Genomic DNA, 23938 nt, shown 5'->3' with positions numbered 1-23938 from the left:
CCCATGTTCGCCGCGAAACGGCTGGCGCGACTCTCGCAGACCCAAGCCGGATTCCCCCTGTAAGTTATTGGAATCACATGAATCTCGTCATTGTCGAGTCGCCTTCAAAGGCCAAGACGATCAACAAGTATCTGGGCAAGGACTATGAGGTCCTGGCGTCGTTCGGCCATGTCCGCGACCTTCCCGCCAAGAACGGATCGGTCGATCCCGACGCCAATTTCCAGATGATCTGGGAGATCGACCCCAAGGCCGCGAGCCGACTGAACGACATCGCCAAGGCGGTCAAAGGCGCCGACAAGCTCATTCTCGCGACCGACCCTGATCGCGAAGGTGAGGCCATCTCCTGGCACGTGCTCGAAGTCCTCAAGCAGAAGCGCGCGCTGAAAGACCAGAAGATCGAGCGCGTGGTGTTCAACGCGATCACCAAGCAGGCCGTCACCGACGCGATGAAGAACCCGCGCGAGATCGATGGCGCACTGGTCGACGCCTATATGGCGCGCCGTGCACTCGATTATCTGGTGGGCTTTACGCTTTCTCCTGTGCTGTGGCGCAAGCTGCCCGGCGCCCGCTCCGCGGGCCGCGTGCAATCGGTCGCGCTGCGCCTGGTCTGCGACCGCGAGCAGGAAATCGAGAAGTTCATCCCGCGCGAATACTGGTCGCTGGTGACCACGCTGGCGACGCCGCGCGGCGAGAGTTTCGAAGCCCGCTTGGTCGGCGCTGACGGCAAGAAGATCCAGCGTCTTGATATCGGCACCGGTGCGGAAGCCGAAGACTTCAAGAAGGCCATCGAAGCCGCCAACTTCACGGTCTCCACCGTCGATGCCAAGCCCGCACGCCGCAATCCGCAGGCGCCGTTCACGACCTCCACGCTGCAGCAGGAAGCCAGCCGCAAGCTCGGCTTCGCGCCGGCGCACACCATGCGCATCGCGCAGCGTCTGTATGAAGGCATCGACATCGGCGGCGAGACCACCGGTCTCATCACCTATATGCGAACCGACGGCGTGCAGATCGACCCCTCCGCCATCACGCAGGCTCGCTCCGTCATCGGCGAAGACTACGGCAAGCAGTATGTGCCGGACGCCGCGCGGCAATATACGAGCAAGGCCAAGAACGCGCAGGAAGCGCACGAAGCGATCCGTCCGACCGATATGTCGCGTCGCCCGGCGAGCCTGCGCGGCCGTCTCGATAGCGATCAGTCGCGGCTTTACGAATTGATCTGGATGCGCACCATCGCCAGCCAGATGGAATCCGCCGAGATGGAGCGCACCACCGTCGATATCGCTGCCAAGGCAGGATCGCGCCTGCTCGAATTGCGCGCCACCGGTCAGGTCGTGAAGTTCGATGGTTTCCTTGCCGTCTATCAGGAAGGCAAGGACGACGACGCCGAGGATGAAGATTCACGCCGCCTGCCCGCCATGAGCGAGGGTGAAGCGCTGAAGAAAGAAAACCTCGCGGTTACCCAGCATTTCACCGAACCGCCGCCGCGCTTCTCGGAAGCCTCGCTGGTGAAGCGCATGGAAGAGCTCGGCATCGGCCGTCCCTCGACCTATGCATCGATCCTGCAGGTGTTGAAGGATCGCGGTTACGTTCGTCTCGAAAAGAAGCGCCTGTATGGCGAGGACAAGGGCCGCGTCGTCGTCGCCTTCCTCGAAAACTTCTTCGCCAAATATGTGGAATACGATTTCACCGCGGCGCTGGAAGAGAACCTCGATAGGATCTCCAACAACGAGATTTCCTGGCAGCAGGTGCTCAAGGATTTCTGGACCGACTTCATCGGCGCCGTGAACGAGATCAAGGATCTGCGCGTGGCGCAGGTGCTTGATGCGCTCGACGAGATGCTCGGCCCGCACATCTACGCCCCGCGCGAAGATGGCGGCGATCCGCGCCAGTGCCCGACCTGCGGCACCGGTCGTCTCAATCTGAAGGCCGGCAAGTTCGGCGCCTTCGTCGGCTGCACGAATTATCCGGAATGCCGCTACACGCGTCCGCTCGCCGCCGATAGCGGCGCCAACGCCGATCGCGTGCTCGGCCCCGATCCGGTGTCAGGTCTCGAAGTGGCGGTGAAGGCCGGACGCTTCGGGCCCTATATCCAGCTTGGCGACGCCAAGGATTACGAAGAAGGCGAGAAGCCGAAGCGCGCCGGCATTCCGAAGAACACGTCGCCCAGCGATGTCGAACTCGATCTGGCACTCAAGCTCTTGTCGCTGCCGCGCGAGATCGGCAAGCATCCGGAGACCGGCGAGCCGATCACCGCAGGCCTCGGCCGCTTCGGACCATTCGTGAAGCATGAGAAGACCTATGCCAGCCTCGAGGCCGGCGACGAGGTGTTCGATATCGGCCTCAACCGCGCGGTCACGCTGATCGCCGAGAAGATCGCCAAGGGGCCATCAGGCCGCCGCTTCGGCGCCGATCCCGGCAAGCCGCTCGGCGACCATCCGACCCTCGGCGGCGTTGCCGTGAAGGGCGGGCGTTATGGCGCCTATGTCACCGCGGGCGGCGTCAATGCGACGATCCCGAGCGACAAGACGCAGGAGACGATCACGCTCGAAGAGGCGATCGCGCTGATCGACGAGCGCGTGGCCAAGGGCGGCATCAAACCGAAGCGCGGCGCCAAGAAAGCACCGGCGAAGAAGGCTGTCGCCAAGAAGGCCGATGCCGCGGAGAAGAAGCCGGCAGCCAAGAAGGCGGTTGCGAAGAAAACGGCAACCAAGCCAAAGGCTGAGGGCGCTGCCGCCAGCAAGGCGCGCGCGCCGGTGAAGGCGAAGACATCGCCTGCCAAGAAGAAGGCCGCGAAAACGGTCGCGAAGAAGAGCGCTGGCTAGAACGGACAATTGTGAACAAGAAACGTGACAGCAGCTTTCCAACCAGGGATGCCATCGTCGCGTTCGTTCGCGCGTATCCCGGCAAGATCGGCACCCGCGAGATCGCGCGTGAATTCGGACTGAAGAACGCCGCCCGTGTCGAGCTCAAGCGCATGCTGCGCGAACTCGCCGACGAAGGCGCCATCGCCAAGAAAGGCCGCAGCGTGCGCGAGCCCGCAGCGCTGCCACCGACAGTGCTGGTCGACATCACCTCCAGGGATGCCGATGGCGAGTTGATCGCCACGCCCGTCGAATGGGACGAGGCAGACGGCACGGTGCCAAAAATTCGCATTCACACGCCGCGCCGTCCCCTGCCCGGCACCGCGGCAGGTGTTGGTGACCGCGCATTGTTGCGCATCGAGAAGATCGAGAACGATGGCGAGTTAGCCAGCTATCAGGGCCGCGTCGTGCGGGTGCTCGAAGGTGCCCGCACACGTCTGCTCGGCATCTATCGCGCGCTGCCGAATGGCGGCGGACGATTGATCCCGGTCGACAAGAAGCAGGCCGGGCGCGAACTCAACATCGCCGCGTCAGACGCCAACGGCGCCGAGGACGGCGATCTCGTCAGTGTCGATCTCATTCGTACGCGTGGCTATGGCCTCGGCTCCGGCAAGGTGAAGGAACGGCTCGGTTCGCTCTCCTCCGAGAAGGCGGTCAGCCTGATCGCGATCCACTCGCACGATATCCCGCAAGCGTTCTCCCGCGATGCGCTGAAGGAAGCGGAAGCCGCGCAGCCTGCGACATTGCAGGGGCGTGAAGACTGGCGCGACGTGCCGCTGGTCACCATCGATCCGCCGGACGCCAAGGATCATGACGACGCCGTTTACGCGGAGCTCGATTCCGATCCGAACAATACAGGCGGATACATTGTCAGCGTCGCGATCGCCGATGTCGCTTTCTATGTGCGCCCCGGCTCTGCGCTGGATCGCGATGCGCTGATCCGCGGCAACTCCGTCTACTTCCCCGATCGCGTCGTACCGATGCTGCCGGAGCGCATCTCCAACGACCTGTGTTCGCTGGTGCCGGGCGAACCGCGCGGCGCCCTCGCCGTACGCATGGTGATCGGTGTCGATGGCCGCAAGAAGTCACACACGTTCCATCGCATCCTGATGCGCTCGGCGGCCAAGCTGAATTACGCACAGGCGCAAGCCGCCATCGATGGCCATCCCGACGATACTACCGGCCCGCTGCTCGAACCGATCCTGAAGCCGCTCTATGCGGCCTATGCGCAGGTCAAGCTCGCGCGCGACGAACGCGATCCGCTCGATCTCGACATCCCAGAGCGAAAAATCCTGCTGAAGAAGGACGGCACCGTCGATCGCGTCATCGTACCGGAGCGGCTCGACGCGCATAAGCTCATCGAAGAGTTCATGATCCTGGCCAACGTCGCCGCAGCCGAAACGCTTGAAAAGAAGGCTCTGCCGCTTATCTATCGGGTACATGATGAGCCTTCGGTGGAGAAGGTTCACAACCTGCAGGAATTCCTCAAGACCCTCGACATGCCGTTCGCCAAAGCGGGCGTATTGCGGCCATCGGTATTCAACCGGGTGCTGTCACAGGTCAAAGGTCAGGATTCCGAACCGCTGGTGAATGAAGTGGTTTTGCGCTCGCAAGCCCAGGCGGAATATGCCGCCGAGAATTACGGACATTTCGGTCTGAACCTGCGCCGCTACGCGCATTTTACCTCGCCTATCAGGCGATACGCAGATCTGATCGTGCATCGCGCACTGATCCGTGCGCTCGGGCTTGGCGAAGGCGCACTGCCTGAGACCGAAACCGTGGAAACACTGAGCGAAATCTCGGCGCAGATTTCGGCCACCGAACGCCGGGCCATGAAGGCCGAGCGCGAGACGTCCGACCGGCTGATCGCGCACTTTTTGGCCGACAAGATCGGCGCCACCTTCCGGGGCCGGATCTCCGGCGTCACCAGGGCTGGACTCTTTGTCCGATTGACCGAGACCGGCGCCGATGGCCTGATCCCGATCCGCACGTTGGGCACCGAATACTTCAACTATGACGAAGCTCGCCACGCCCTCGTCGGTACACGCAGTGGTGCCATGCATCGGTTGGGTGACGTCGTCGATGTCCGTCTGGTCGAGGCAGCCCCCGTTGCAGGTGCCTTGCGGTTCGAAATGCTTTCCGAGGGCAATACCGCCCCACGGAACCGCCGACGCGAACATGCCCGCAGCAATGACGCTGCAGACCGGCCGCGTCATCCGGGTGCCAGGTCTTCTGGTGCGACGAAGTTCAAATCGTCGAAGAAGGTCAAGGCGCCCAAGAAAGCCAAACCCGGTCGCAACGCCCGGCAGGCTGCCAAAGCTGACAAGGCTCGCGCCGGTGGTAACCCCGGCAAGCCAAAAAAGGGGTAACGTCATGATGACATTGACCACACCGAAGATCTGGAGCGCGACGCTGGATTCCTCCGCCAAACGCAATGTGTGGACCGCGATGAAGCGCGGCTTCGCCTGTCGCTGCCCGAACTGCGGCGAAGGCAAGATGTTTCGCGCCTTCCTGAAAACCGCAGATCACTGCGACAAGTGCGGACAGGATTTCTCTGCACACCGCGCCGATGATCTTCCCGCCTATCTCGTGATCGTCATCGTCGGTCACATCGTCGTGCCGATCGCATTGTGGATCGAGACCAACTACTCGCCATCGGTCGCGCTGCAACTTGCGATCTACCTGCCGATCACGCTGATCGCGTCGCTGTTGCTGCTGCAACCCGTCAAGGGCGCCGTGGTGGGATTGCAGTGGGCATTCCGCATGCACGGATTTGGCGACGGCCCGGCTGACTGATACGTTCTCCGTCCCTTGAACAGCACGTAATAAGAAGAATTTCAGGAGACGGAATGAGCGACGCAGTCGAGATCGGCAAGGAAGCCGACCACCATCCCTATAAGCGTCCGCGCGACGCTGCGACCCTGATGCTGGTCGATCGCTCCGGCCCGATTCCGAAAGTGCTTGTCGGCAAGCGTCACGACAAGGTCGTGTTCATGCCCGGCAAGTTCGTCTTCCCCGGCGGCAGTGTCGACACGACCGACAACAAGATTCCGGTGGCTGCACCTTTGCCGCCGGAGCTTGAAGCCAACCTGATGAAAGGCAGCCCGAAGACGCCGCCGTCGCGCGCGCGTTCGCTCGCTGTCGCTGCGATCCGCGAAGCCTGCGAAGAAACGGGCCTCTGCCTCGGCCGCAAGGTTGATGGCGCGACCAGGAAGCTCCCCGGCGTATGGGAAGCTTTTAGCGATGCAGGTCTCCTGCCCGATCCCTCGGGCCTGTTTCTGATTGCGCGCGCCATCACACCACCCGGCCGTATCAAGCGCTTCGATACGCGTTTCTTCACAGCAGATGCATCGTCGATCGCGCATCGCGTCGAGGGCGTGGTGCATGCCGATGCCGAACTGGTGGAACTGGTCTGGGTCGAACTCGGCTCCGCACATCTCGCCGACGCGCACGCAATGACGAAGAACGTGCTCAATCAATTGCAGCAGCGTCTCGCCACCGGCCCGCTCCGTCACGACGCGCCGCTGCCCTTCTTCCATTGGTACAGCGGCAAGATGCAACTCGACATGCTGCCCAGCGATAGCTGAGTTAATCAAGTAAGAGGTCTCGCTTTTCGATCTATTCTAATTCTAACTGTTTCCGTAGTGGGATAACTGGTGAGGCACGGTAAGCTACCGTTGTCTTGCTCACAGGAATTCCCAGTTATGGGACAGATGAATTGGACGCCGCAGGTCGAGTCTTCGACATTTACGCGCGCGTCACTGGAATATCGTCGCAAGGCGTCGGCACTCAGCCAGCGCGCCAGCGTGGAAGCTGACCCACGCAAAATTCGTGCATTGCTACAACTCGCCATCTCGTGGATTCAGGTTGCTGAAAACGAAGAGTTGATGGCGAGCGAGTATCGCGCCAGCGCACACATGCACAGTTTCTGACACGAGAAGACGCCGCATACGCGGCGCCTTCCTGCTCTGCCAAGCCCATCGTCAGATCTGAGCGAGACCACCGTCGACGAACAATTCTGCGCCGGCGACGAAGCTGGAGTCATCCGATGCCAGGAACAGAACCGCCTTCGCGACTTCGTCCGCGGTACCGAGACGGCCGAGCGGCACGATGGTCTTGAGGTAGCCCTTCACATCGTCATTGGCGAAGACGTCGAGGCCGGGGGTCTGGATCGGTCCGGGGCTGACGACATTCACGCGAATTTTGCGCGCCTTGAGGTCCGAGGTCCAGCTGCGCGCGAACGAGCGGATCGCTGCCTTGGTGGCGTTGTAGACGCTGAAGGACTCCATGCCCTTCGATCCCGATACCGAGCCGGTGAGAACCACCGAGGCGCCGTCGGACAGCAGCGGCAATGCCTGCTGCACCGTGAACAAAACGCCCTTCACGTTGATGTCGAACATCTTGTCATAGACGTCTTCGGTGATCTGGCCGAACGCGCTTAATTCATAGCCGCCGGCATTGGCGAACAGCACGTCGATCTTGCCCTTGGCAGCCTTCACCGTATCGAACAGATGCGCGAGATCGGCGAGCTTGGCAGCGTCCGCCTGCACGCCGACGGCCTTCGGTCCGAGCTGCTTCACGGCGGCATCGAGTTCGGCCTGGCGGCGGCCGGTGATGAACACGGTGGCGCCTTCGTCGATAAAACGCTGCGCGGCGGCCAGACCGATGCCGGCGCTGCCACCGGTGACGACTGCGATTTTGCCTTCGAGTTTGCGGGTCATGATGCTCTCCATTTGATCTGGGGCGGCGCCATCGCCGTCCGACATGGAGAACATCGTCCATTCGCTCACTGGCGGTTATGGGCTTGTTCGGATATTATTTATCCGTATTCTGGATGAATGACCGATACATTCGCCCTTTTCCAGGCTTTCATCCGCGTCGTCGAAGCAGGCTCATTCACCCGTGTGGCTGAGGAGCAGAATTCCAGCCAGCCGACCGTCAGCCGCCAGGTGGCAACGCTGGAAGACCATCTCGGCACCCGATTGTTCACCCGCACCACCCGCAAGCTGACGCTCACCGATGACGGCCGCAGTTTCTACGAGCGCGCCAAACTGGCGCTGGAAGCCGTTGCCGAGGCCGAGGGCGCGGTGGGACGACGCCGGGCCAGACCATCAGGCACGTTGCAACTGGCCCTCCCGGTGGTGTTCGGACGGCTGCGGGTGATCCCGCATCTCAAGGGCTTTCTGGCGCGCTACCCCGATGTCAGTGTCGACCTCGTGATGAGTGACGGCTTCAGCGATCTGGTCGAGGACGGCATCGATCTCGCGATCCGCTCCGGCGTCGTGACCGACCCGAACCTGATCGCCAGGAAGATCGGCGTGACACGCCGCATCCTCGTGGCGTCGCCGTCCTATCTGCGCGGCAAGACGCTGCCTGCGCATCCGAACGATCTCATCGGGCATGATTGCATCCCCTATACGCGCTTCACCGGCGGCGTGACCTGGCGCTTCGAAAGTCCGGACGGCCCGATCGCTATCGAAGCCACGGGGCCGGTGCGAACCCAGAGTTCGGAAGGCATTCGCGAAGCCGTGATGTCCGGCCTCGGTATCGGGTTTGTGCCGATCTGGCATTTCAGGGATGAGATCGAGACCGGTCGTCTCATTGTGTTGCTCGAAGCCTTCGAACCGAAACCGGTGCCGATCAGCGCGGTCTATCCCTCGCGCCGCTTCGTGCCGCAGAAGACCCGCGCCATGATCGACTACCTGGAAACGCAATTTGCGATGGACCCGACGCTGAATCCGAAGCGGGTGTGAGCTCCGTCCTCATGGTGAGGAGGCGCTACTTCAGCGCCGTCTCGAACCATGAGCGCCGGCCTCCATCCTTCGAGACGCGACGAAGACGCCGCTCCTCAGGATGAGGTTCTGCAGATAATCCACAAATCGCAATAATCTTCTCGTGAGCAGCATCTACCTGCGCGCGTCGGCGTCCCTATCTGTTCCCGACCAGCATCACGGGGAATTCCAGATGGCGAAGCGTCAGTTGAAGCTCGGGGCCTTCATGCGCCCGATCAGCATCCATACCGGCGCATGGCGCTATCCCGGCGCTCAGCCTGACGCCAACTTCAACTTTCCCTTCCTCAAACAGATGATCCGCAAGCTCGAGGCCGGCAAGTTCGACGCCTTCTTCATGGCCGATCATCTTGCCGTGCTGAATATGCCCGTCGAGGCGCTGAAGCGCAGCCACACGGTGACATCGTTCGAGCCCTTCACACTGCTGTCAGCGCTGGCCGCCGTCACCGACAACATCGGCCTCGTCGCCACCGGCTCCACCACCTTTGACGCGCCCTATCACGTCGCCCGCCGCTTTGCGTCGCTCGATCACATCTCGGGCGGCCGCGCCGGCTGGAATATCGTGACAACGTCGAATCCTGATGCCGCGCTGAACTTCGGCCTCGACGATCACATGGAGCATGCCGAGCGCTACAAGCGCGCGCGCGAGTTCTACGACGTCGTTACCGGGCTGTGGGATTCCTTTGCCGATGATGCCTTCGTCCGCAATGTCGAGACCGGCATATTCATGGACCCTGAGAAGATGCATGTGCTCGATCACAAGGGCCCGTATCTCTCGGTGCGCGGGCCGCTGAATATCGCGCGTCCCGTGCAGGGGTGGCCCGTCATCGTGCAGGCCGGCGCGTCCGAAGACGGCAAGCAGCTTGCCGCCGAAACCGCAGAAGCGGTGTTCACCGGCGGCGGCGCGATCAGCGATGCGCAGAAGCTCTATGCGGACATCAAGGGCCGCATGGAGAAGCTCGGCCGCAACCGCGATCATCTCAAGATCCTGCCCGGCGCCTTCGTGGTGGTCGGCGACAGCGTGGATGAAGCCAAGGAGAAACGCGCGCTGCTCGACAGCAAGGTGCATTACGCCAACGCCATCGCCTCGCTCTCGATCAATCTCGGCACCGATGCCTCCGGCTTCGATCCCGATGGCCCGCTGCCCGAGATTCCCGAAACCAATGCCAGCAAGAGCGGCCGCGAGCGCGTGATCGCCCTCGCGAAGCGCGAGAACCTGACCGTGCGCCAGCTTGCCCAGCGCCTCGGCGGCTATGGCGGCTCGGCCTTCGTGGGCACGCCCCAGACCATCGCCGACGAGATGCAGGAATGGCTGGAAACCGAGGCCTCAGACGGCTTCAACATCATGTTCCCCTATCTGCCGGAGGGGCTGAACGACTTCGTCGACCGGGTGATCCCGGAACTCCAAAAGCGCGGGGTTTTCCGCAGGGAGTATGAAGGCCGGACGCTCCGCGAGAATTTGGGGCTACCACGGCCCGAAAACCGCTTCTTTCCGGGCTAAGACCAGCAAATCCCCGGATTTACCGCCCCGGAAAACCTTGACTTTGGGGCGTTCGGGGCTAGGTTGCGCCCCAACACGGCCAGTTCTCTGGCTGTCACCCGATTCCCGACATTCAGAGGTTCTGCCATGGCCAAAGCGGTCACCATCAAGGTCAAGCTCGTTTCCACCGCGGACACCGGCTTCTACTACACCGCCAAGAAGAATTCGCGCACCATGACCGACAAGATGGTCAAGAAGAAGTACGACCCGGTCGCGCGCAAGCACGTTGAATTCAAGGAAGCCAAGATCAAGTAAGCGCTGAACGCAGCTGCTGACGGATTTTGAACGGGGCCCTTTCGGGTCCCGTTTTCTTTTGAGCCTCTCCCCCGCAACGCGCGGGGCGAGGTTAAGTAAGAAGCCCAGCTCAATCGTTTCAATTTTAGCGATCCGCGCAGCGCCACGTTTACCCTGCCACAACTATGGCGGGCATGAAGCCTGCGATTGAAACGGTATTCACGTCATTTCGTGCGACAAGTCGGTATCATTCGACGCAATTGATTTGCATCGGGAGCAACCCTTGTCTTTCCGCGATTCAGACACGACGGCTGGCCAGTTCACGTCTGCGGTGTTTCTGGCAGGCGTCTTCGTCCGCTACGGATTCTATTTTTTCGGAATGATCGTGTTCGGGCTCATCGCCTTCGGGGTGATCTGGCTCTGGGGCAATCGCGTCCAGGTGGTCCAGGACAAGCCAGCTTTCAGGATCACTGACGGCAGCTTCACACGGTTACCCGTCAGCTCCGATATCATCACCAGTGGACTGCTTGGCCGTGTTGAGGTCATGCAATACGGGGCACTGGATCATCGCGGGATCGATCTCACCGTGGCGATCGCATTCCCGCCCCCAGGCGGCCTCCAGACGCGGCCGACTTTCGAACCGCGCGAAACAAAGCTTTTGCGCAACATGCGCTTCCAGACGCTCTCCACGCACTTCGATCTGGAAACGCGCTACGGCCCTGTCCATGCCGTCGAAACGCGCGTCGAGACCGATGGCCGCTGGAAACAGTGCCTCGCCTTCAGCTCGCGCTTCGATACCAGAACTGTGTTCCTCTCCGGCTGGACCTGCGACGCCACCGGCACCAAGCCCGGCGCGGATGCCCTCGCCTGCGCGCTCGACAAACTCGTGATCGATAAGGAATTGCCGACGAAAGAAGCCGACGCCTATCTGCGCGCACGCATGACGCGCCCGGCTTACTGCGCGGCCCGGCAGGTCACACAGACCTTCGATACGGGATCGCGCCCGATCTCGCCGCCATCGCGATGGTCGCAACCATCGGCACGAACGCGGCTGTGATAGTAACTTAAGCCGCCGCCGCAACCACGCGGTTGCGGCCGTCGTGCTTGGCGCGGTACAGCGCCACGTCGGCACGCTTGAGCACGTCGGCGACGGGCTCGCCTTTCTTCTCCAGCGTCGACAACCCGATCGAGATCGTGACCTCGATGCGCTTGTTGCCCTTGTCGATGGAGAACGGCTCGCCGGCGATCGAGCGGCGCAGACGCTCGGCCACCATGCTGGCGACGTGCATGTCTGTCTCGGGCATGACGATGACGAATTCCTCGCCGCCGTAGCGACAGGCCAGATCGATACCGCGGATCGACTTGCGAATGCGAACGGCGAATTCGCGCAACACGTCGTCACCGCAATCATGGCCATGATTGTCATTGATCGACTTGAAGAAGTCGATGTCGAGCATCATCAGCGCCAGCGGCTTGCCGCGGGTGGCCGCCTGCTCTGCCAGCGTTTCCAGATGGCTTTCCATGTAGCGGCGGTTGTGCAGTCCGGTCAGACCGTCGGTGATCGCAGCTTCGATGGAGTGCTGAACGTTGTCGCGCAGATGATCGGTATAACGGCGACGGCGGACCTGCGTGCGGGCGCGGGCCAGCAGCTCGTTCTTGTCCACCGGGCGCATCAGGTAGTCGTTGACGCCGATCTCGAGACCGCGCAGCAGCCGCGGATTGTTATCGGCATCGGCAATGGCGAGAATCGGAATCTGCCGCGTGCGCTCCAGCGAACGCGCCTGGCTGCACAGCCGCAATCCGTCGTAATTCTCGAGGCTCAGCGAGACAATGAGCAGGTCGTAATTGCCCTCGGCGGCATGAAACAGCGCCTCGGTCGGATTGGGTTCGACATCGACGGTGTGTTCGGCCGACAGGACCGGCGCCAGCCGCTCATAGGATGACGGACGGTCGTCGACCAGCAGGATGCGTCCGCCCACACCCAGATCAGACACGGCGCTGCGCTCGGGCGCCTGTACGCCGATTTCCAGCGAGGTGATGGCGCGCATGCGCAACTCATCGGTCATCATCTTCAAACGCGTCAGCGAGCGTACGCGCGCCACCAGCACGGCATCGGCGACGGGCTTGGTGAGGAAGTCATCGGCGCCGGCTTCGAGGCCGCGCACGCGATCCGACGGCGAATCCAGCGCGGTGACCATGACCACCGGAATGAAATGCGTCTTCGGATTGGCTTTCAGGCGACGGCAGACTTCGAAGCCGTCCATGTCGGGCATCATGACGTCGAGCAGGATCAGGTCGCATTCGGAACGCGCGCAGACTTCCAGCGCCTGTGCGCCGTTGGAGGCGGTGATGACGTCGAAATACTCCGCCGAGAGACGGGCTTCCAGAAGTTTCACGTTGGCGGGGATGTCATCGACGACAAGAATACGCGCTGACATAGGGAACTCCCTAACCGATGAACCGACGCACGGTTTCGATAAATTTTCCGACCGAAATGGGCTTTGATAAATAGGCTTCGCAGCCGCCTTCGCGGATACGTTCTTCGTCGCCCTTCATGGCGAAGGCTGTGACGGCGACGACGGGGATCATGCTGATCGCAGGATCCTTCTTGATCCAGCCGGTCACTTCGAGACCGGAGACCTGCGGTAGCTGAATATCCATGAGGATGAGATCGGGGCGGAGCGAGCGGACAAGATCGAGCGCTTCATAGCCATTGCTCGTGCCGACTGTCTGATAGCCATGGGCTTCCAGCAGGTCACGGAAGAGCTTCATGTTGAGCTCGTTGTCCTCCACGATCAGGACGGTTTTTGCCATCCCGCCCTCCAATCCAGAACCCGAGCGTTCTTGTTTCGCGGAGCATGATTGCCCTGCGTCACCGGCCAATGTGATGTTCGAAGCGAACTTCCAAATTCACTTCGGCCACCCGCCGAAGTGCCCGTGTACCGCGCATATCCCTGCAACTGGAATCGCCCCGGTGACTCGGGCATGATGATTTAAAATAGAGACGATAAGTTACGGAAAGGCAAACACGCGTGATGAAAAAACCCCAGCGCCACCCCAGCGAAGTTGCTGAAATCGTTGCGATTCAGGCGCTTTCCTTCGTTGCCGGTGACCCCGAGCGGCTGGGCCTGTTCCTGTCCGAGAGCGGAATCGGTCCGGAGACTCTCCGCTCGGCTGCAAAGGATCCACAGTTCCTCGTCAGCGTGCTCGATTTCGTGCTGCGCGACGACGAGACCGTGAAGGCGTTTTCGGCGTCGTCGCAACTGGATCCGACCACCATCGCCGCCGCGCGGCAGGCGCTCGATCCCCGCGGGCAGGACTTTACGTGAGCCCCTCTCCGGCAGAGCTGAGCGGACCGCGCTGCTTCTGCCGGGATTGCCTTGTGGATCTGGATGCACGCGTCAAGCGCTGCACGTCATGCGGGTCGCCGCGCCTGGTGCGACACCACGCGCTGCCGTCCCTGACGCTGGCGCATATCGATTGCGACGCGTTCTACGCCACCGTCGAGAAGCGCGACAATCCCGACATCGTCGATCGGCCCGTCATCATCGGCGGCGGCAAGCGTGGCGTGGTGTCTGCGGCCTGCTACATCGCGCGCACCTATGGCGTGCGCTCGGCTATGCCGATGTTCAAGGCGCTCGATCTCTGTCCCGACGCCGTCGTGGTGCGGCCCGACATGGCGAAATATGTCCGCGTCGGCCGCGAGGTGCGCCATGCCATGCAGGCACTGACGCCGCTGGTCGAACCATTGTCGATCGACGAAGCCTTCCTCGACCTGTCGGGCACACAGCGCGTCCACGGCATGATCCCAGCCAAGGTGCTGGCGAAATTCGCCGCCGACATCGAGCGCACCATCGGCATCACGGTTTCGGTTGGCCTGTCGGTGAACAAGTTTCTCGCCAAGATCGCCAGCGATCTCGACAAGCCACGCGGCTTCGCCACGCTCGATCAGGACGATGCCGTGGCCATGCTTGCCGACAGGCCTGTCAGCTTCATCTTCGGCGTCGGCCCGGCGACCGCGGAGAAACTCTCGCAGCGCGGCTTTCGCAAGATCAGCGATCTGCAGCGCGCCGATGAGACCGACCTGATGAAACAGTTCGGCGGCGAAGGCCGCAGGCTGTGGCGCCTCGCCCGCGGCATCGACGATCGCCTCGTCGTCGCCGATCGCGGCGCCAAGACGATTTCCAACGAGACGACGTTCAACGAAGACATCCGCGACTACGCCACGCTGGAAAAGATCCTGTGGCGATTGTCGGAGAAGGTCTCATCACGGCTGAAGAGCAGCGAATTATCCGGCACCACGGTCACGCTGAAACTCAAAACCGCGGATTTCCGCCAGCGCACCCGCTCGCAATCGATCCAGTCGCCCACGCAGATGGCGGCGCGCATCTTCGATATCAGCCGCGAGATGCTGGCAAAGGAAATCGACGGCACCGCCTTCCGCCTGATCGGCACCGGTGTCAGCGCGCTGAAGCCCGGCAACGAGGCCGGCGACGACAACATGCTCGACCGCCGCTCGTCGCATGCCGAGCGGGCGATGGACGATCTCAGGAAGAAGTTCGGCAGTGCCGCGGTGATCCGCGGCATTGCCTATGACGGACCGGAGAAGCCAAGGACATAATCCCCATAGGGATTGCGAACTTGTGATGTGCCCGGGCTTCCCACGCTGTGGTGGCCGTGAGATGGTCGAATATGGATCTTCGTCGGCTCCTGAAACTCTTTCTAGCGATCTTCGTGACCATCGGCCTCTCGGTGGCGCCAATGGTGACTCCGGCGGCCGCCAAAAGCCCGTCGGCCACGATGACCGACATGTCGGCGATGTCCGGTGACATGCCCTGCTGCCCATCCGAACAGAAGAGTAAGGATTGCCAGGACTGTCCACTTCTCGCGATTTGCGTGTTGAAGACCGTCCAGGCGGGGCCCTCTTTGGCGCCACCCATGACGGTTCGCCACGCCGTCCGAACCTACCACTCGGTGCTGAATGACGCGCTGACCGATGGCGTCAACCGTCCCCCTCCAGACCACCCTCCTCGCACTTCGATCTGAGCGGCGCTGAGCGCCGTCGCTGCCGCGTGCCTCCAGGCGCGCGGATGACGCATGCCGTTCGCGGCACATCAGATTCAATCGAGGATACCAAACCATGAAGACGTCTAACTCCCCGCGCGCCTTCCGGGCCGCGTTGCTCGCTGTCGCTTTGGGCGGCGCAAGCACGGCTGCACTGGCTGACATCAAGGACTACACGTTCGAGCTCGTCGATCAGTCCGTTCAGGCCGGCCCCGACAAGATCATCACCGTTCGCCTGATGAATACCAAGACCGGCAAGCCCGTGCCGGATGCCGTTATTTTTGCAACCCGTCTCGACATGGCTCCTGACGGCATGCAGGAGATGGCCACCAAGGTCACGCCAGTATCGGGGGCCGAGCCCGGCACCTACAAGTTCAAGGCCACTTTCGGAATGGCCGGTCGCTGGCAGCTTTCTCTGGGCGCCAAGGTGCAGGGAGAAACCGGCTCCGTCGAGAACAAGCTCGTCATCACGGCGCAGAAATGAACCGCGCCGTTTTAGCTGGCACCGCCGCCGCGTTCATCGCGGCGGCCGGAGGCGGATTCATCATCGCGCAGCGACCGTTGACGCACGCCCTCGCCGTAGCCACCCCCGCCGATGCGCAGGAAGCCCGAGCGCCGATCTACTATCAAGATCCAGACGGGAAGCCCGCATACTCGTCGACGCCGAAGAAAACGCTGGACGGCCGCAACTACCGCGCCGTTCCGGCGAACGCTGACATCAGCTTCGAGGATATCATAACCGAGCCGATGCCGGGTCCGAACTCGGTGAGTACAGAGCGTAGGATCAAGTATTACCGCAATCCGATGGGACTGCCGGACACGTCGCCAACGCCGAAGAAGGACTCCATGGGGATGGATTACATCCCGGTGTTCGACGGTGACGATTCCGACAATGGATCAGTCAAGCTCTCTCCGGGCAAGATACAGCGCACGGGCGTGAAGTCCGAGCCAGCCGCCAAGCGCGTGATCCTGACGACGATCCGTGCACCCGGCACGATCCAGCTCGACGAACGGCGCATCTCCGTGATCTCGATGCGCGCGGAAAGCTGGGTGCAGAAGGTTGCCGATGTCACCACCGGCACGAAGGTCCGCAGCGGGCAGCCCTTGATGGATATCTACAGCCCGGCGATCTCGTCCGCTGCGGCGGAATACGTCGCGACGATCACGTCGAAGACAACCGGCGGCGACGGACTGTATGGGCGCGGGTCCCGTCAACGGATCATGAATCTCGACGTTCCGGACACGGTGATTGCCGAAATCGAGAAGAGTCGCATCGTCCCGATCTCCATCGCGTGGGCCGCCCCGCGGGACGGCATCGTTCTTGAGCGCAACGCCGTCGAAGGAATGCGGGCGCAACCCGGCGACATCCTCTTTCGTATCGCCGACACGTCGCTCGTCTGGGCGATGGTCGATGTCGCGGAGCGCGATCTTGGCGCCATCGCCGTCGGACAGCCGGTGACCGTCCGGACGCGTAGCCTCTCCGGCAGGCAGTTTGCAGGCAAGGTCAACGTGATCTATCCGCAGGTCAATCGCGAGACCCGGACGACACGCGTCCGTATCGAACTCACAAACGCCGATCTCGCTCTGCTACCGGACATGTATATCGACGCTTCGATCGAGACCGGAAGTGCGGATCCGGTCGTGTCCGTCCCGGAGAGCGCTGTGATCGACACCGGCACCCGGCAATCGGTGCTCATCGACAAAGGACAGGGTCGCTTCGAACCGCGCGGCGTCGAACTCGGCCGTCGCGGCGGCGGCTATGCCGAAATCCGCGAGGGAGTCGCAGACGGCGAACCAGTCGTCATTTCGGCCAATTTCCTGATCGATGCTGAAAGCAATCTGAAGGCCGCACTGAAGGGCTTTTCCGACGCGAGGAGCCCACAATGATCGCCCGCATCATCGCATGGTCGGCGCGCAATCTGCTGCTGGTGTTGTTCGGCACAGGGTTCGCCGCAGCCGCTGGCATCTACGCACTGGCGCATCTGCCGCTCGACGCCATCCCGGATCTCTCCGACACGCAGGTCATCGTCTATACCGAGTACCCCGGCCAGGCGCCGCAGGTGATCGAGGATCAGGTCACCTATCCGTTGACGACGGCAATGCTCACGGTGCCGAAGTCGAAAGTGGTGCGCGGGTTCTCGTTCTTTGGCGTGTCGTTCGTCTATGTCATCTTCGAAGACGGGACCGACATCTACTGGGCCCGGTCGCGCGTTCTCGAATTCCTGAACGGAGCCACGTCCCGCCTGCCCGCCGGCGTCACGCCGACGATGGGCCCCGACGCCACCGGCGTCGGCTGGGTCTACCAGTACGCGATCATGTCCAAGGAATTGAACCTTGCCGACACACGGGCGATCCAGGACTGGAATTTGAAGTTCGCGCTCGCTAAAGCCGAAGGCGTCGCCGAAGTCGCCAGCGTCGGTGGCTTCGTCAAGCAATATAACGTCGTGCTCGATCCACTTCGGATGCGCGACCTCGGCATCACCATGCAGAAGATGCGGGATGCCATCCGCGCTAGCAACGCCGATGTCGGCGGTCGCACGGTGGAGCTGTCCGAATTCGAGTATGTCATCCGTGGCAGAGGCTATCTGAAGTCAATCAACGATCTCGGCAATGTCGTGCTCAAGACCAACAACGGCACGCCGGTCCTGCTCCGCGACGTCGCGCGCGTCGAACTCGGCCCCGACGAGCGGCGCGGCATCACCGAACTCAATGGTGAAGGCGAAGTCGCCAGCGGCATCGTGCTGCAGCGTTTCGGCGTCAATGCGCTCGACGTCATCGAGAACGTCAAGAAGCGCTTCAAGGAGATCGCCAGCAGTCTGCCGAAGTCCGTCGAAATCGTTCCGGTTTACGACCGCTCGAACCTGATCAACGCCGCCATCGCCACGCTCAAGCACACATTGCTGGAGGAAAGCGTTGTCGTCGCGCTCGTCTGCATCTTATTCTTGCTGCATGTCCGCAGTGCCCTGGTTGCGATCCTGATGCTGCCGGTCGGCGTGCTGATGGCGTTCGGCGCCATGAAACTGCTCGGTCTTGGCTCCAACATCATGAGTCTCGGCGGCATCGCGATCGCCATCGGCGCCATGGTCGATGCCGCCATCGTCATGATCGAGAACGCCCACAAACATCTCGAACGCGCGGCCCCCGGCAAGTCGCGTGTCGAGGTCCTGATCGAGGCAGCCTCCGAAGTCGGCCCGGCGCTATTCTTCAGCCTGTTGATCATCACCGTGTCGTTCATGCCGATCTTCACGCTGGAATCCCAGGAAGGACGTCTGTTCAGCCCTCTGGCATTCACCAAGACGTTTGCGATGGCCGCCGCCGCCATCCTGTCGGTGACGCTGGTCCCGGCCCTGATGATCATCTTCGTTCGCGGCCGGATCGTTCCGGAACACAAGAATCCGATCAACCGCTTTCTGATCTGGGTCTACCGGCCTGTCATCACCGTTGTGATGCGCGCAAAGACGCTGGTCGTCCTGCTCGCAGTCGCCGTTCTCGCGGCGAGTGTCTGGCCGGCACGTCAGCTCGGGACCGAGTTCATGCCCAGTCTCAATGAGGGCACGCTCATGTATATGCCGACGACGCTGCCGGGCATCTCCGTTACGAAGGCCGGAGAACTGCTGCAGACACAGGACAGGATCATTCGGTCGTTTCCGGAGGTGGCTTCGGTCTATGGCAAGGCAGGGCGCGCTGCCACAGCGACTGATCCGGCCCCCTCCGAAATGTTCGAGACAATCATCAACCTCAAGCCGAAGGAAGAGTGGCGATCCGGTCTCACGGTCGATGGACTGATCGCCGAGATGGACAAGGCGCTGCAGTTTCCGGGCGTGTCGAATGCCTGGACCATGCCGATCAAGGCCCGCATCGACATGCTGTCGACGGGCATCCGCACGCCCATCGGCGTGAAGGTGATCGGCACCGACCTCGTCGAGATCGATCGGCTTGCCAAGCAGATCGAGCAGGTGCTCAAGGCGGTGCCGGGCACGTCGTCGGCCTATGCCGAGCGCGGCATCGGCGGCTACTACCTCGATGTGACCCCGGATCGTGAGGCATTGGCGCGCTACGGCATCATGATCCAGGACGTCCAGGACGTCATCGGAACCGCGCTCGGCGGCCAGACGGTGACGACGACCGTGGAAGGCCGGCAACGCTTCACCGTCAACATGCGGTACCCCCGCGACCTCAGAGACAGCCCGCAAGCTATCGCCAGTGACGTGCTGGTGCCGATGCCCGGAGGTGGCGCGGTCCCACTCGGCGAAGTGGCCAGGATTGCGCTGGCGAGAGGGCCGACGTCGATCCGGACAGAGAACGGACAGTTGGCCACCTACATCTATGTCGACATCCGCGACCGCGACCTCGGCGGCTACGTGGCCGACGCGCAGCACGCGGTCCAGGCAACCATTCAATTTCCGCCTGGCTATTACGTGATGTGGAGCGGCCAGTACGAATATCTCGAACGTGCGACGGCGCGCCTGAAGATCGTCGTGCCGGTAACGCTGTTGATCATCTTTCTGCTGCTGTACCTGAACTTCCGGTCGATCACCGAAACGATGATCGTCATGCTGTCGCTGCCGTTCGCGCTGGTCGGCGGCCTTTGGCTGATGTGGTGGCTCGGCTTCAACCTGTCGGTTGCAGTCGTGGTCGGTTTCATTGCGCTGGCCGGCGTTGCCGCCGAGACCGGCGTGGTGATGCTGATCTATTTGAATCAGGCATTGACCGCGATCCAGGCGCGACGGGACATTGAAGGACGATCTCTGACGCGCAACGACCTATACGACGCCATCATGGAAGGAGCCGTCGAACGCGTCCGTCCCAAGATGATGACGGTGGTCGCCATCATGGCGGGCCTGCTGCCGATCATGTGGAGCACCGGCACGGGCTCGGAGATCATGCAGCGCATCGCGGTGCCGATGATCGGCGGCATGATCTCGTCGACGCTGCTGACATTGATTGTGATCCCGGCGATCTATGCAATTGTTAAGGGCTATCGGCTGCCTCAGGCCGGCTTGATCTCGGCAAAAGGGATAGTGCCCGTAACCAGATAGCCCGGAGCTTGGAGGGACGTGTTCGGACTCAGCCGAACACGTCCTGCACCACGCCGTCCTTGATCACGTCCACACCATCGAGCGTGATTGTGGTCTTGAAGATCGGCAGATCGAAATGCCCCGCGGTGTAGCGGCCCGCAAATTCGTTGGCGCCGGTCGAGAACAGGAAGTTGCCGGCCACTGCGCGGATTTCCGTGCCGTTGGTGTCGCGTTGATCATACATCTGCAGCGCCTCGTAACGTGCATTGGGGTTCATGCCCCAGCCGACATGCGACACGGCGTAAGCTTCGCGATCGCCCCAAGCGGCGAGATAGCGCTTCATCATCTCGGCGTCGGCGCCCTCGCCCGTCAGCTCGGTGAGATAGTCGTCCTTGAACAGCATCCGCACCGGCGACGTCAGATAGCGCTTGAAGGTCAGGTTGATATCGCCTGCATCCATCACCACCGTGCCATTGATGGTCTTGCTCTTCGGGAAGCTCACCACGATGCCGCCCGGCCAATGTGCCAGCGTGCCCGGCTTGTCGGTCCAGCCCCAGACGCCGACGGTGGCTGCGCCTTCCATGTTGACGTCCAGATCAGTGCCCGCCCTCGACGTCACCTTCATGTGCTTCGTGCCGCGCAGCATCTTCGCCGCCGCGCGCACGCGCTTCTCGAGCGCGGAGTCCGGCACCATGCGCTCGAGCGCTTCCGGATGCTCGTTGGAGATCACGAGAATGCGCGCGCCGGCCTTCAGGATCTCCGGTGTTTCCTTCGCATGCATCAGGCCTTCGATGGTGCAGTCGACGACGAAGCCGGCCTGCTGCAGCGCAGATACAACCGGCCCGAGCTGCTGGATCGCTTCGGACGCGCCGGTGGAGCGGATTGGCACGACCTGCTTGTTGCGCGGCGTCGGCACCACGACGTGGAACGGCCGCGCGCCCATGCGCAGCAATGCCAATTCGGCAATGTGCACATTCAGCGCGCGCGATTGCGTCTCGGAGAGGATGGCGGCAGTGTCGCCGGGCTTGACCGCGCAGCGTTCGAAGATCTCGCAGAATGCGTCGATCCATTTCGCCTCGATGCGATCCGCCAGCATGCCGTTTCTCCGTGTTTTAAAGCGATTATGGTTGGATGATAGGCGCGGTCATGTTATATGAAAAGGAATATTTTTAATCTTGAAGGACAATCCGGCGCTGTATTTTGGGCAGTCGCGGGTGTCGCGGAGCGGCGAATTCCATGGCGTTTGACAAGACGGCGCAGGACAAGGTCGCGGATAACAAGCTCCCGGACAAGGCGCAGGCGGTCAACCCCGCCACCTTCCGTCAGGCGCTGGGCCAATTCCCGACCGGCGTCACCGTCGTCACCGCCACCAATGGCGACCATCCTGTCGGCATGACCGCGAACTCCTTCTCGTCGGTCTCGCTCGATCCGCCGCTGGTGCTGTGGAGCGTCGCGAAATCTTCGCCGAGCCACGATCCCTTCGTCGAAGCCGATGCCTTCGCCATTCATTTTCTCGGTGCCGATCATGGCGAACTCGCGATGCGCTTCGGCCGTCGCGGCTCCGACAAGTTTGCTGATATCGCCCATGCGCCGGGCATCAGCGGTGCACCGCTGATCGAGGGCCTCGCACCGATCTTCGAATGCAAGACCTGGGCGCGCTATCCCGGCGGCGACCATACGATCCTCGTCGGCGAAGTCGTGCACTTCGTCGAGCGCAATCACGACCCCCTCGTCTTCCACTCCGGACAACTCCGCCGCATCGACAAGGCACAGCCACGTGCGCCGGCTCTGGCCAGCAACAGTTTTGCGCGCAGCTACCTGTCCTATCTCCTGGCGCGCGCCAGCTTCAACGTGTCCAGCTCGTTTCACGCGCGGCTGAAGGAATGGGAGCTCACGGTGCCGGAATGGCGCGTATTGGCCTGCCTCGCCGATGTCGAGGGCCTGTCGGTCGGCGAGCTCGCCGCAATGGCGCTGATGAAGCAGCCGGGCCTGACGAAAGTGCTCGACCGCATGGAGCGTGACGATCTCTTGAAGCGCAAGAGCACCTCGAACGATCGGCGCCGCGTCACGCTCTACCTGACCGCAAAGGGTCGCGCACGCGTCAAGCCGGTGCAGAAGGCGGCGCTCGAACATGAGACAGAGCTGCTGAGCCGCTTCAGCGACGACGAGCGCGCGACCATCAAATACACGCTGGATCTCCTGATCGACAGCGGCATGTCGGACGCGACGAGCGAATAGCAACAATCACTGCTTGTCTCCTCCGTCATTGCGAGGAGCCCTTGCGACGAAGCAATCCAGTCTCTCTTCAAATAAAGAACTGGATTGCCGCGTCGCTTCGCTCCTCGCAATGACGGCGGAAAGGCTCGAGCAAACGAAAATGCCCGGCGCAAGGCCGGGCATGACGGAGAGAGTGTCATTGTTTGTAAGTGAGCGACGCCGTTACTTGATCGGCGCGACGACCTTGCCCTTCAGCTCGGAGACGTCGAGCTTCTTCGGCAGCATTCCGGATTCGACATAGGTGTCGAGCATCTTCTGGATCGCATCGAAATTCGGCGCGGCGCCGGGGTCGCGTGCGAAGTCGTTATCCTTCAACAGGTAGGTTTCCAGCACCGGGATCGGCGCCTTCATCACTTCATTGACGACCTTCAGCGTTTCGTCGCGGTTGGCCAGCGCCTTCTGCATGCCCAGCGTCAGATCGCGCACATACATTTTGGCCAGTTCCGGATTCTTCTCGATGAAGTCCGCACGGCACGCTTCGAGAATATGCACGATGCCGTCCTGCTGCTGCGACAGCGAGAACAGCTTGCGGGTGCCGCCCTTGGCTTCCATGCGCGCGGCGAAAGGCTGGTTCATCACGGCGGAATCGACGCGGCCCGAACGCAGCGCTTCTTCCGAGAGCGCGAAGCCGACTTCAACCAGCTTGACGTCCTTGGCCGGATCGAGGCCGGCCTGCTTCAGCAAGATCGCCATCGGGCCATAGATGCCGGAGCCGAGCGTGTTGATCGACATCGTCTTCCCCTTGAGGTCGGCGATGGTCTTGATCGGCGAGTCGTCCTTTACCGCCCAATAGACCGAGAAGCTGCCCGGTTTTTCGAACACGTGCTGCGCAACGATCGAAGCCTTGAGGTTGCCGCTCTGCACGCCCTGCGCCAGTGCCAGCACCGATTGCGTCGCGCAATCCAGCGCGCCGGCCGCGAGTGCCTGCGTCATCGGCGCGGTGCCCTGAAACTGCACCCACTCGATATTGTATTTCTTGCCGAGATCCGCGAATTCCTGCGGACGCTTCATCATCCAGTATTTGGATTCTTCGGCCGGGATGGTCCAGCCAACCTTGATGGTTTGTTGGGCAAATGCCGAGCCACTGCTCAGCAACGCTCCGAGTGCCAGAGCCGCCACAACGCCACGCTTCGATGCGATCCGCTTCATCCTGAA

General features: G+C 62.0%; 20 protein-coding genes. 15 read left to right on the top strand and 5 right to left on the bottom strand.

The window, feature by feature from the left end; translation table 11 throughout:
• Positions 1-77 precede the first annotated feature (77 nt).
• From topA to AB8A23_RS17435, 5 genes are all read left to right on the top strand, one after another.
• Positions 78-2822, top strand: coding sequence for a type I DNA topoisomerase (gene topA / locus AB8A23_RS17455; protein WP_439058759.1), 2745 nt, complete (start codon positions 78-80; stop codon positions 2820-2822).
• Between the two features lie 11 nt (positions 2823-2833).
• Entirely contained in the window at positions 2834-5230 is a 2397-nt protein-coding gene (rnr, locus tag AB8A23_RS17450) for a ribonuclease R (protein ID WP_439058761.1), read from the top strand.
• 4 nt (positions 5231-5234) lie between these two features.
• A complete protein-coding gene (locus AB8A23_RS17445) occupies positions 5235-5657 on the top strand; it encodes a DUF983 domain-containing protein (RefSeq protein ID WP_089263757.1) in 423 nt (140 codons plus the stop codon).
• Positions 5658-5710: 53 nt separating this feature from the next.
• Positions 5711-6448, top strand: a complete 738-nt coding sequence (locus AB8A23_RS17440) for an NUDIX hydrolase (RefSeq protein ID WP_439058763.1) — start codon at positions 5711-5713, stop codon at positions 6446-6448.
• A 126-nt stretch (positions 6449-6574) separates the two neighbouring features.
• Complete coding sequence (locus AB8A23_RS17435) at positions 6575-6793, top strand: hypothetical protein (RefSeq protein ID WP_439058765.1); 219 nt, start codon at positions 6575-6577, stop codon at positions 6791-6793.
• A 51-nt stretch (positions 6794-6844) separates the two neighbouring features.
• Here the strand turns inward: AB8A23_RS17435 and AB8A23_RS17430 are convergent, their stop codons facing one another.
• Entirely contained in the window at positions 6845-7582 is a 738-nt protein-coding gene (locus tag AB8A23_RS17430) for an SDR family oxidoreductase (protein ID WP_089264610.1), read from the bottom strand.
• 117 nt (positions 7583-7699) lie between these two features.
• Between AB8A23_RS17430 and AB8A23_RS17425 the strand changes: the two genes are divergently transcribed.
• From AB8A23_RS17425 to AB8A23_RS17410, 4 genes are all read left to right on the top strand, one after another.
• Positions 7700-8614 carry a LysR substrate-binding domain-containing protein gene (locus tag AB8A23_RS17425; RefSeq protein WP_439058767.1) on the top strand — a complete coding sequence of 305 codons (915 nt, stop codon included), beginning with the start codon at positions 7700-7702 and terminating at the stop codon, positions 8612-8614.
• Between the two features lie 211 nt (positions 8615-8825).
• Positions 8826-10151 (top strand): LLM class flavin-dependent oxidoreductase, encoded by a 1326-nt coding sequence (locus tag AB8A23_RS17420; RefSeq protein ID WP_089263753.1) that lies wholly within the window; start codon positions 8826-8828, stop codon positions 10149-10151.
• 126 nt (positions 10152-10277) lie between these two features.
• Positions 10278-10445, top strand: coding sequence for a 50S ribosomal protein L33 (gene rpmG, locus AB8A23_RS17415; RefSeq protein WP_068732385.1), 168 nt, complete (start codon positions 10278-10280; stop codon positions 10443-10445).
• Between the two features lie 262 nt (positions 10446-10707).
• Complete coding sequence (locus tag AB8A23_RS17410; RefSeq protein ID WP_439058769.1) at positions 10708-11481, top strand: hypothetical protein; 774 nt, start codon at positions 10708-10710, stop codon at positions 11479-11481.
• A 7-nt stretch (positions 11482-11488) separates the two neighbouring features.
• On the opposite strand, the gene AB8A23_RS17405 is transcribed toward AB8A23_RS17410, so the two are convergent.
• Positions 11489-12862 carry a PleD family two-component system response regulator gene (locus tag AB8A23_RS17405; RefSeq protein ID WP_089263751.1) on the bottom strand — a complete coding sequence of 458 codons (1374 nt, stop codon included), beginning with the start codon at positions 12860-12862 and terminating at the stop codon, positions 11489-11491.
• Positions 12863-12872: 10 nt separating this feature from the next.
• On the bottom strand, positions 12873-13238 hold the full coding sequence (locus tag AB8A23_RS17400) for a response regulator (protein ID WP_068732379.1): 366 nt from the start codon (positions 13236-13238) through the stop codon (positions 12873-12875).
• Positions 13239-13459: 221 nt separating this feature from the next.
• Between AB8A23_RS17400 and AB8A23_RS17395 the strand changes: the two genes are divergently transcribed.
• The 5 genes from AB8A23_RS17395 to AB8A23_RS17375 all read left to right on the top strand — a co-directional run bounded on the left by AB8A23_RS17395 (position 13460) and on the right by AB8A23_RS17375 (position 20527).
• Complete coding sequence (locus AB8A23_RS17395; RefSeq protein ID WP_092144364.1) at positions 13460-13753, top strand: DUF3572 domain-containing protein; 294 nt, start codon at positions 13460-13462, stop codon at positions 13751-13753.
• Positions 13750-15045: a DNA polymerase IV gene (locus tag AB8A23_RS17390; protein ID WP_439058771.1), complete on the top strand. Its 1296-nt coding sequence runs from the start codon at positions 13750-13752 to the stop codon at positions 15043-15045. Before AB8A23_RS17395 ends, AB8A23_RS17390 begins: the two co-directional genes overlap by 4 nt.
• A 519-nt stretch (positions 15046-15564) precedes the next feature.
• Positions 15565-15972 (top strand): FixH family protein, encoded by a 408-nt coding sequence (locus AB8A23_RS17385; protein WP_089263747.1) that lies wholly within the window; start codon positions 15565-15567, stop codon positions 15970-15972.
• Entirely contained in the window at positions 15969-17375 is a 1407-nt protein-coding gene (locus AB8A23_RS17380; RefSeq protein WP_439058773.1) for an efflux RND transporter periplasmic adaptor subunit, read from the top strand. The genes AB8A23_RS17385 and AB8A23_RS17380 overlap by 4 nt, the downstream gene beginning before the upstream one ends.
• Positions 17372-20527 carry an efflux RND transporter permease subunit gene (locus tag AB8A23_RS17375; protein WP_439058775.1) on the top strand — a complete coding sequence of 1052 codons (3156 nt, stop codon included), beginning with the start codon at positions 17372-17374 and terminating at the stop codon, positions 20525-20527. Before AB8A23_RS17380 ends, AB8A23_RS17375 begins: the two co-directional genes overlap by 4 nt.
• A gap of 28 nt (positions 20528-20555) precedes the next feature.
• Here AB8A23_RS17375 and AB8A23_RS17370 read toward each other — a convergent pair whose 3' ends face one another.
• On the bottom strand, positions 20556-21602 hold the full coding sequence (locus AB8A23_RS17370) for a peptidase M29 (RefSeq protein WP_439058777.1): 1047 nt from the start codon (positions 21600-21602) through the stop codon (positions 20556-20558).
• 140 nt (positions 21603-21742) lie between these two features.
• Between AB8A23_RS17370 and AB8A23_RS17365 the strand changes: the two genes are divergently transcribed.
• The gene (locus tag AB8A23_RS17365) at positions 21743-22744 is read left to right on the top strand and encodes a flavin reductase (protein ID WP_439058779.1); all 1002 of its coding nucleotides are present in this window, start codon (positions 21743-21745) and stop codon (positions 22742-22744) included.
• Positions 22745-22945: 201 nt separating this feature from the next.
• Here AB8A23_RS17365 and AB8A23_RS17360 read toward each other — a convergent pair whose 3' ends face one another.
• Entirely contained in the window at positions 22946-23932 is a 987-nt protein-coding gene (locus AB8A23_RS17360; RefSeq protein ID WP_120292027.1) for an ABC transporter substrate-binding protein, read from the bottom strand.
• Between the last annotated feature and the right edge of the window lie 6 nt (positions 23933-23938).

This window comes from Tardiphaga sp. 619_E2_N8_4 (assembly GCF_051810905.1).
Taxonomy (GTDB): Bacteria; Pseudomonadota; Alphaproteobacteria; order Rhizobiales; family Xanthobacteraceae; genus Tardiphaga; species Tardiphaga robiniae.
The sequence above is the reverse complement of the archived record's forward strand: the minus strand, read 5'-3'. Positions and strand labels throughout refer to the sequence as shown.

Coding starts and splice junctions, on each gene's coding strand:
- topA (WP_439058759.1), top strand. CDS start 78: ATGAATCTCGTCATTGTCGAGTCGCCTTCAAAGGCCAAGACGATCAAC.
- AB8A23_RS17445 (WP_089263757.1), top strand. CDS start 5,235: ATGATGACATTGACCACACCGAAGATCTGGAGCGCGACGCTGGATTCC.
- AB8A23_RS17440 (WP_439058763.1), top strand. CDS start 5,711: ATGAGCGACGCAGTCGAGATCGGCAAGGAAGCCGACCACCATCCCTAT.
- AB8A23_RS17435 (WP_439058765.1), top strand. CDS start 6,575: ATGAATTGGACGCCGCAGGTCGAGTCTTCGACATTTACGCGCGCGTCA.
- AB8A23_RS17430 (WP_089264610.1), bottom strand. CDS start 7,582: ATGACCCGCAAACTCGAAGGCAAAATCGCAGTCGTCACCGGTGGCAGC.
- AB8A23_RS17425 (WP_439058767.1), top strand. CDS start 7,700: ATGACCGATACATTCGCCCTTTTCCAGGCTTTCATCCGCGTCGTCGAA.
- AB8A23_RS17420 (WP_089263753.1), top strand. CDS start 8,826: ATGGCGAAGCGTCAGTTGAAGCTCGGGGCCTTCATGCGCCCGATCAGC.
- rpmG (WP_068732385.1), top strand. CDS start 10,278: ATGGCCAAAGCGGTCACCATCAAGGTCAAGCTCGTTTCCACCGCGGAC.
- AB8A23_RS17405 (WP_089263751.1), bottom strand. CDS start 12,862: ATGTCAGCGCGTATTCTTGTCGTCGATGACATCCCCGCCAACGTGAAA.
- AB8A23_RS17400 (WP_068732379.1), bottom strand. CDS start 13,238: ATGGCAAAAACCGTCCTGATCGTGGAGGACAACGAGCTCAACATGAAG.
- AB8A23_RS17395 (WP_092144364.1), top strand. CDS start 13,460: ATGAAAAAACCCCAGCGCCACCCCAGCGAAGTTGCTGAAATCGTTGCG.
- AB8A23_RS17385 (WP_089263747.1), top strand. CDS start 15,565: ATGAAGACGTCTAACTCCCCGCGCGCCTTCCGGGCCGCGTTGCTCGCT.
- AB8A23_RS17380 (WP_439058773.1), top strand. CDS start 15,969: ATGAACCGCGCCGTTTTAGCTGGCACCGCCGCCGCGTTCATCGCGGCG.
- AB8A23_RS17375 (WP_439058775.1), top strand. CDS start 17,372: ATGATCGCCCGCATCATCGCATGGTCGGCGCGCAATCTGCTGCTGGTG.
- AB8A23_RS17370 (WP_439058777.1), bottom strand. CDS start 21,602: ATGCTGGCGGATCGCATCGAGGCGAAATGGATCGACGCATTCTGCGAG.
- AB8A23_RS17365 (WP_439058779.1), top strand. CDS start 21,743: ATGGCGTTTGACAAGACGGCGCAGGACAAGGTCGCGGATAACAAGCTC.
- AB8A23_RS17360 (WP_120292027.1), bottom strand. CDS start 23,932: ATGAAGCGGATCGCATCGAAGCGTGGCGTTGTGGCGGCTCTGGCACTC.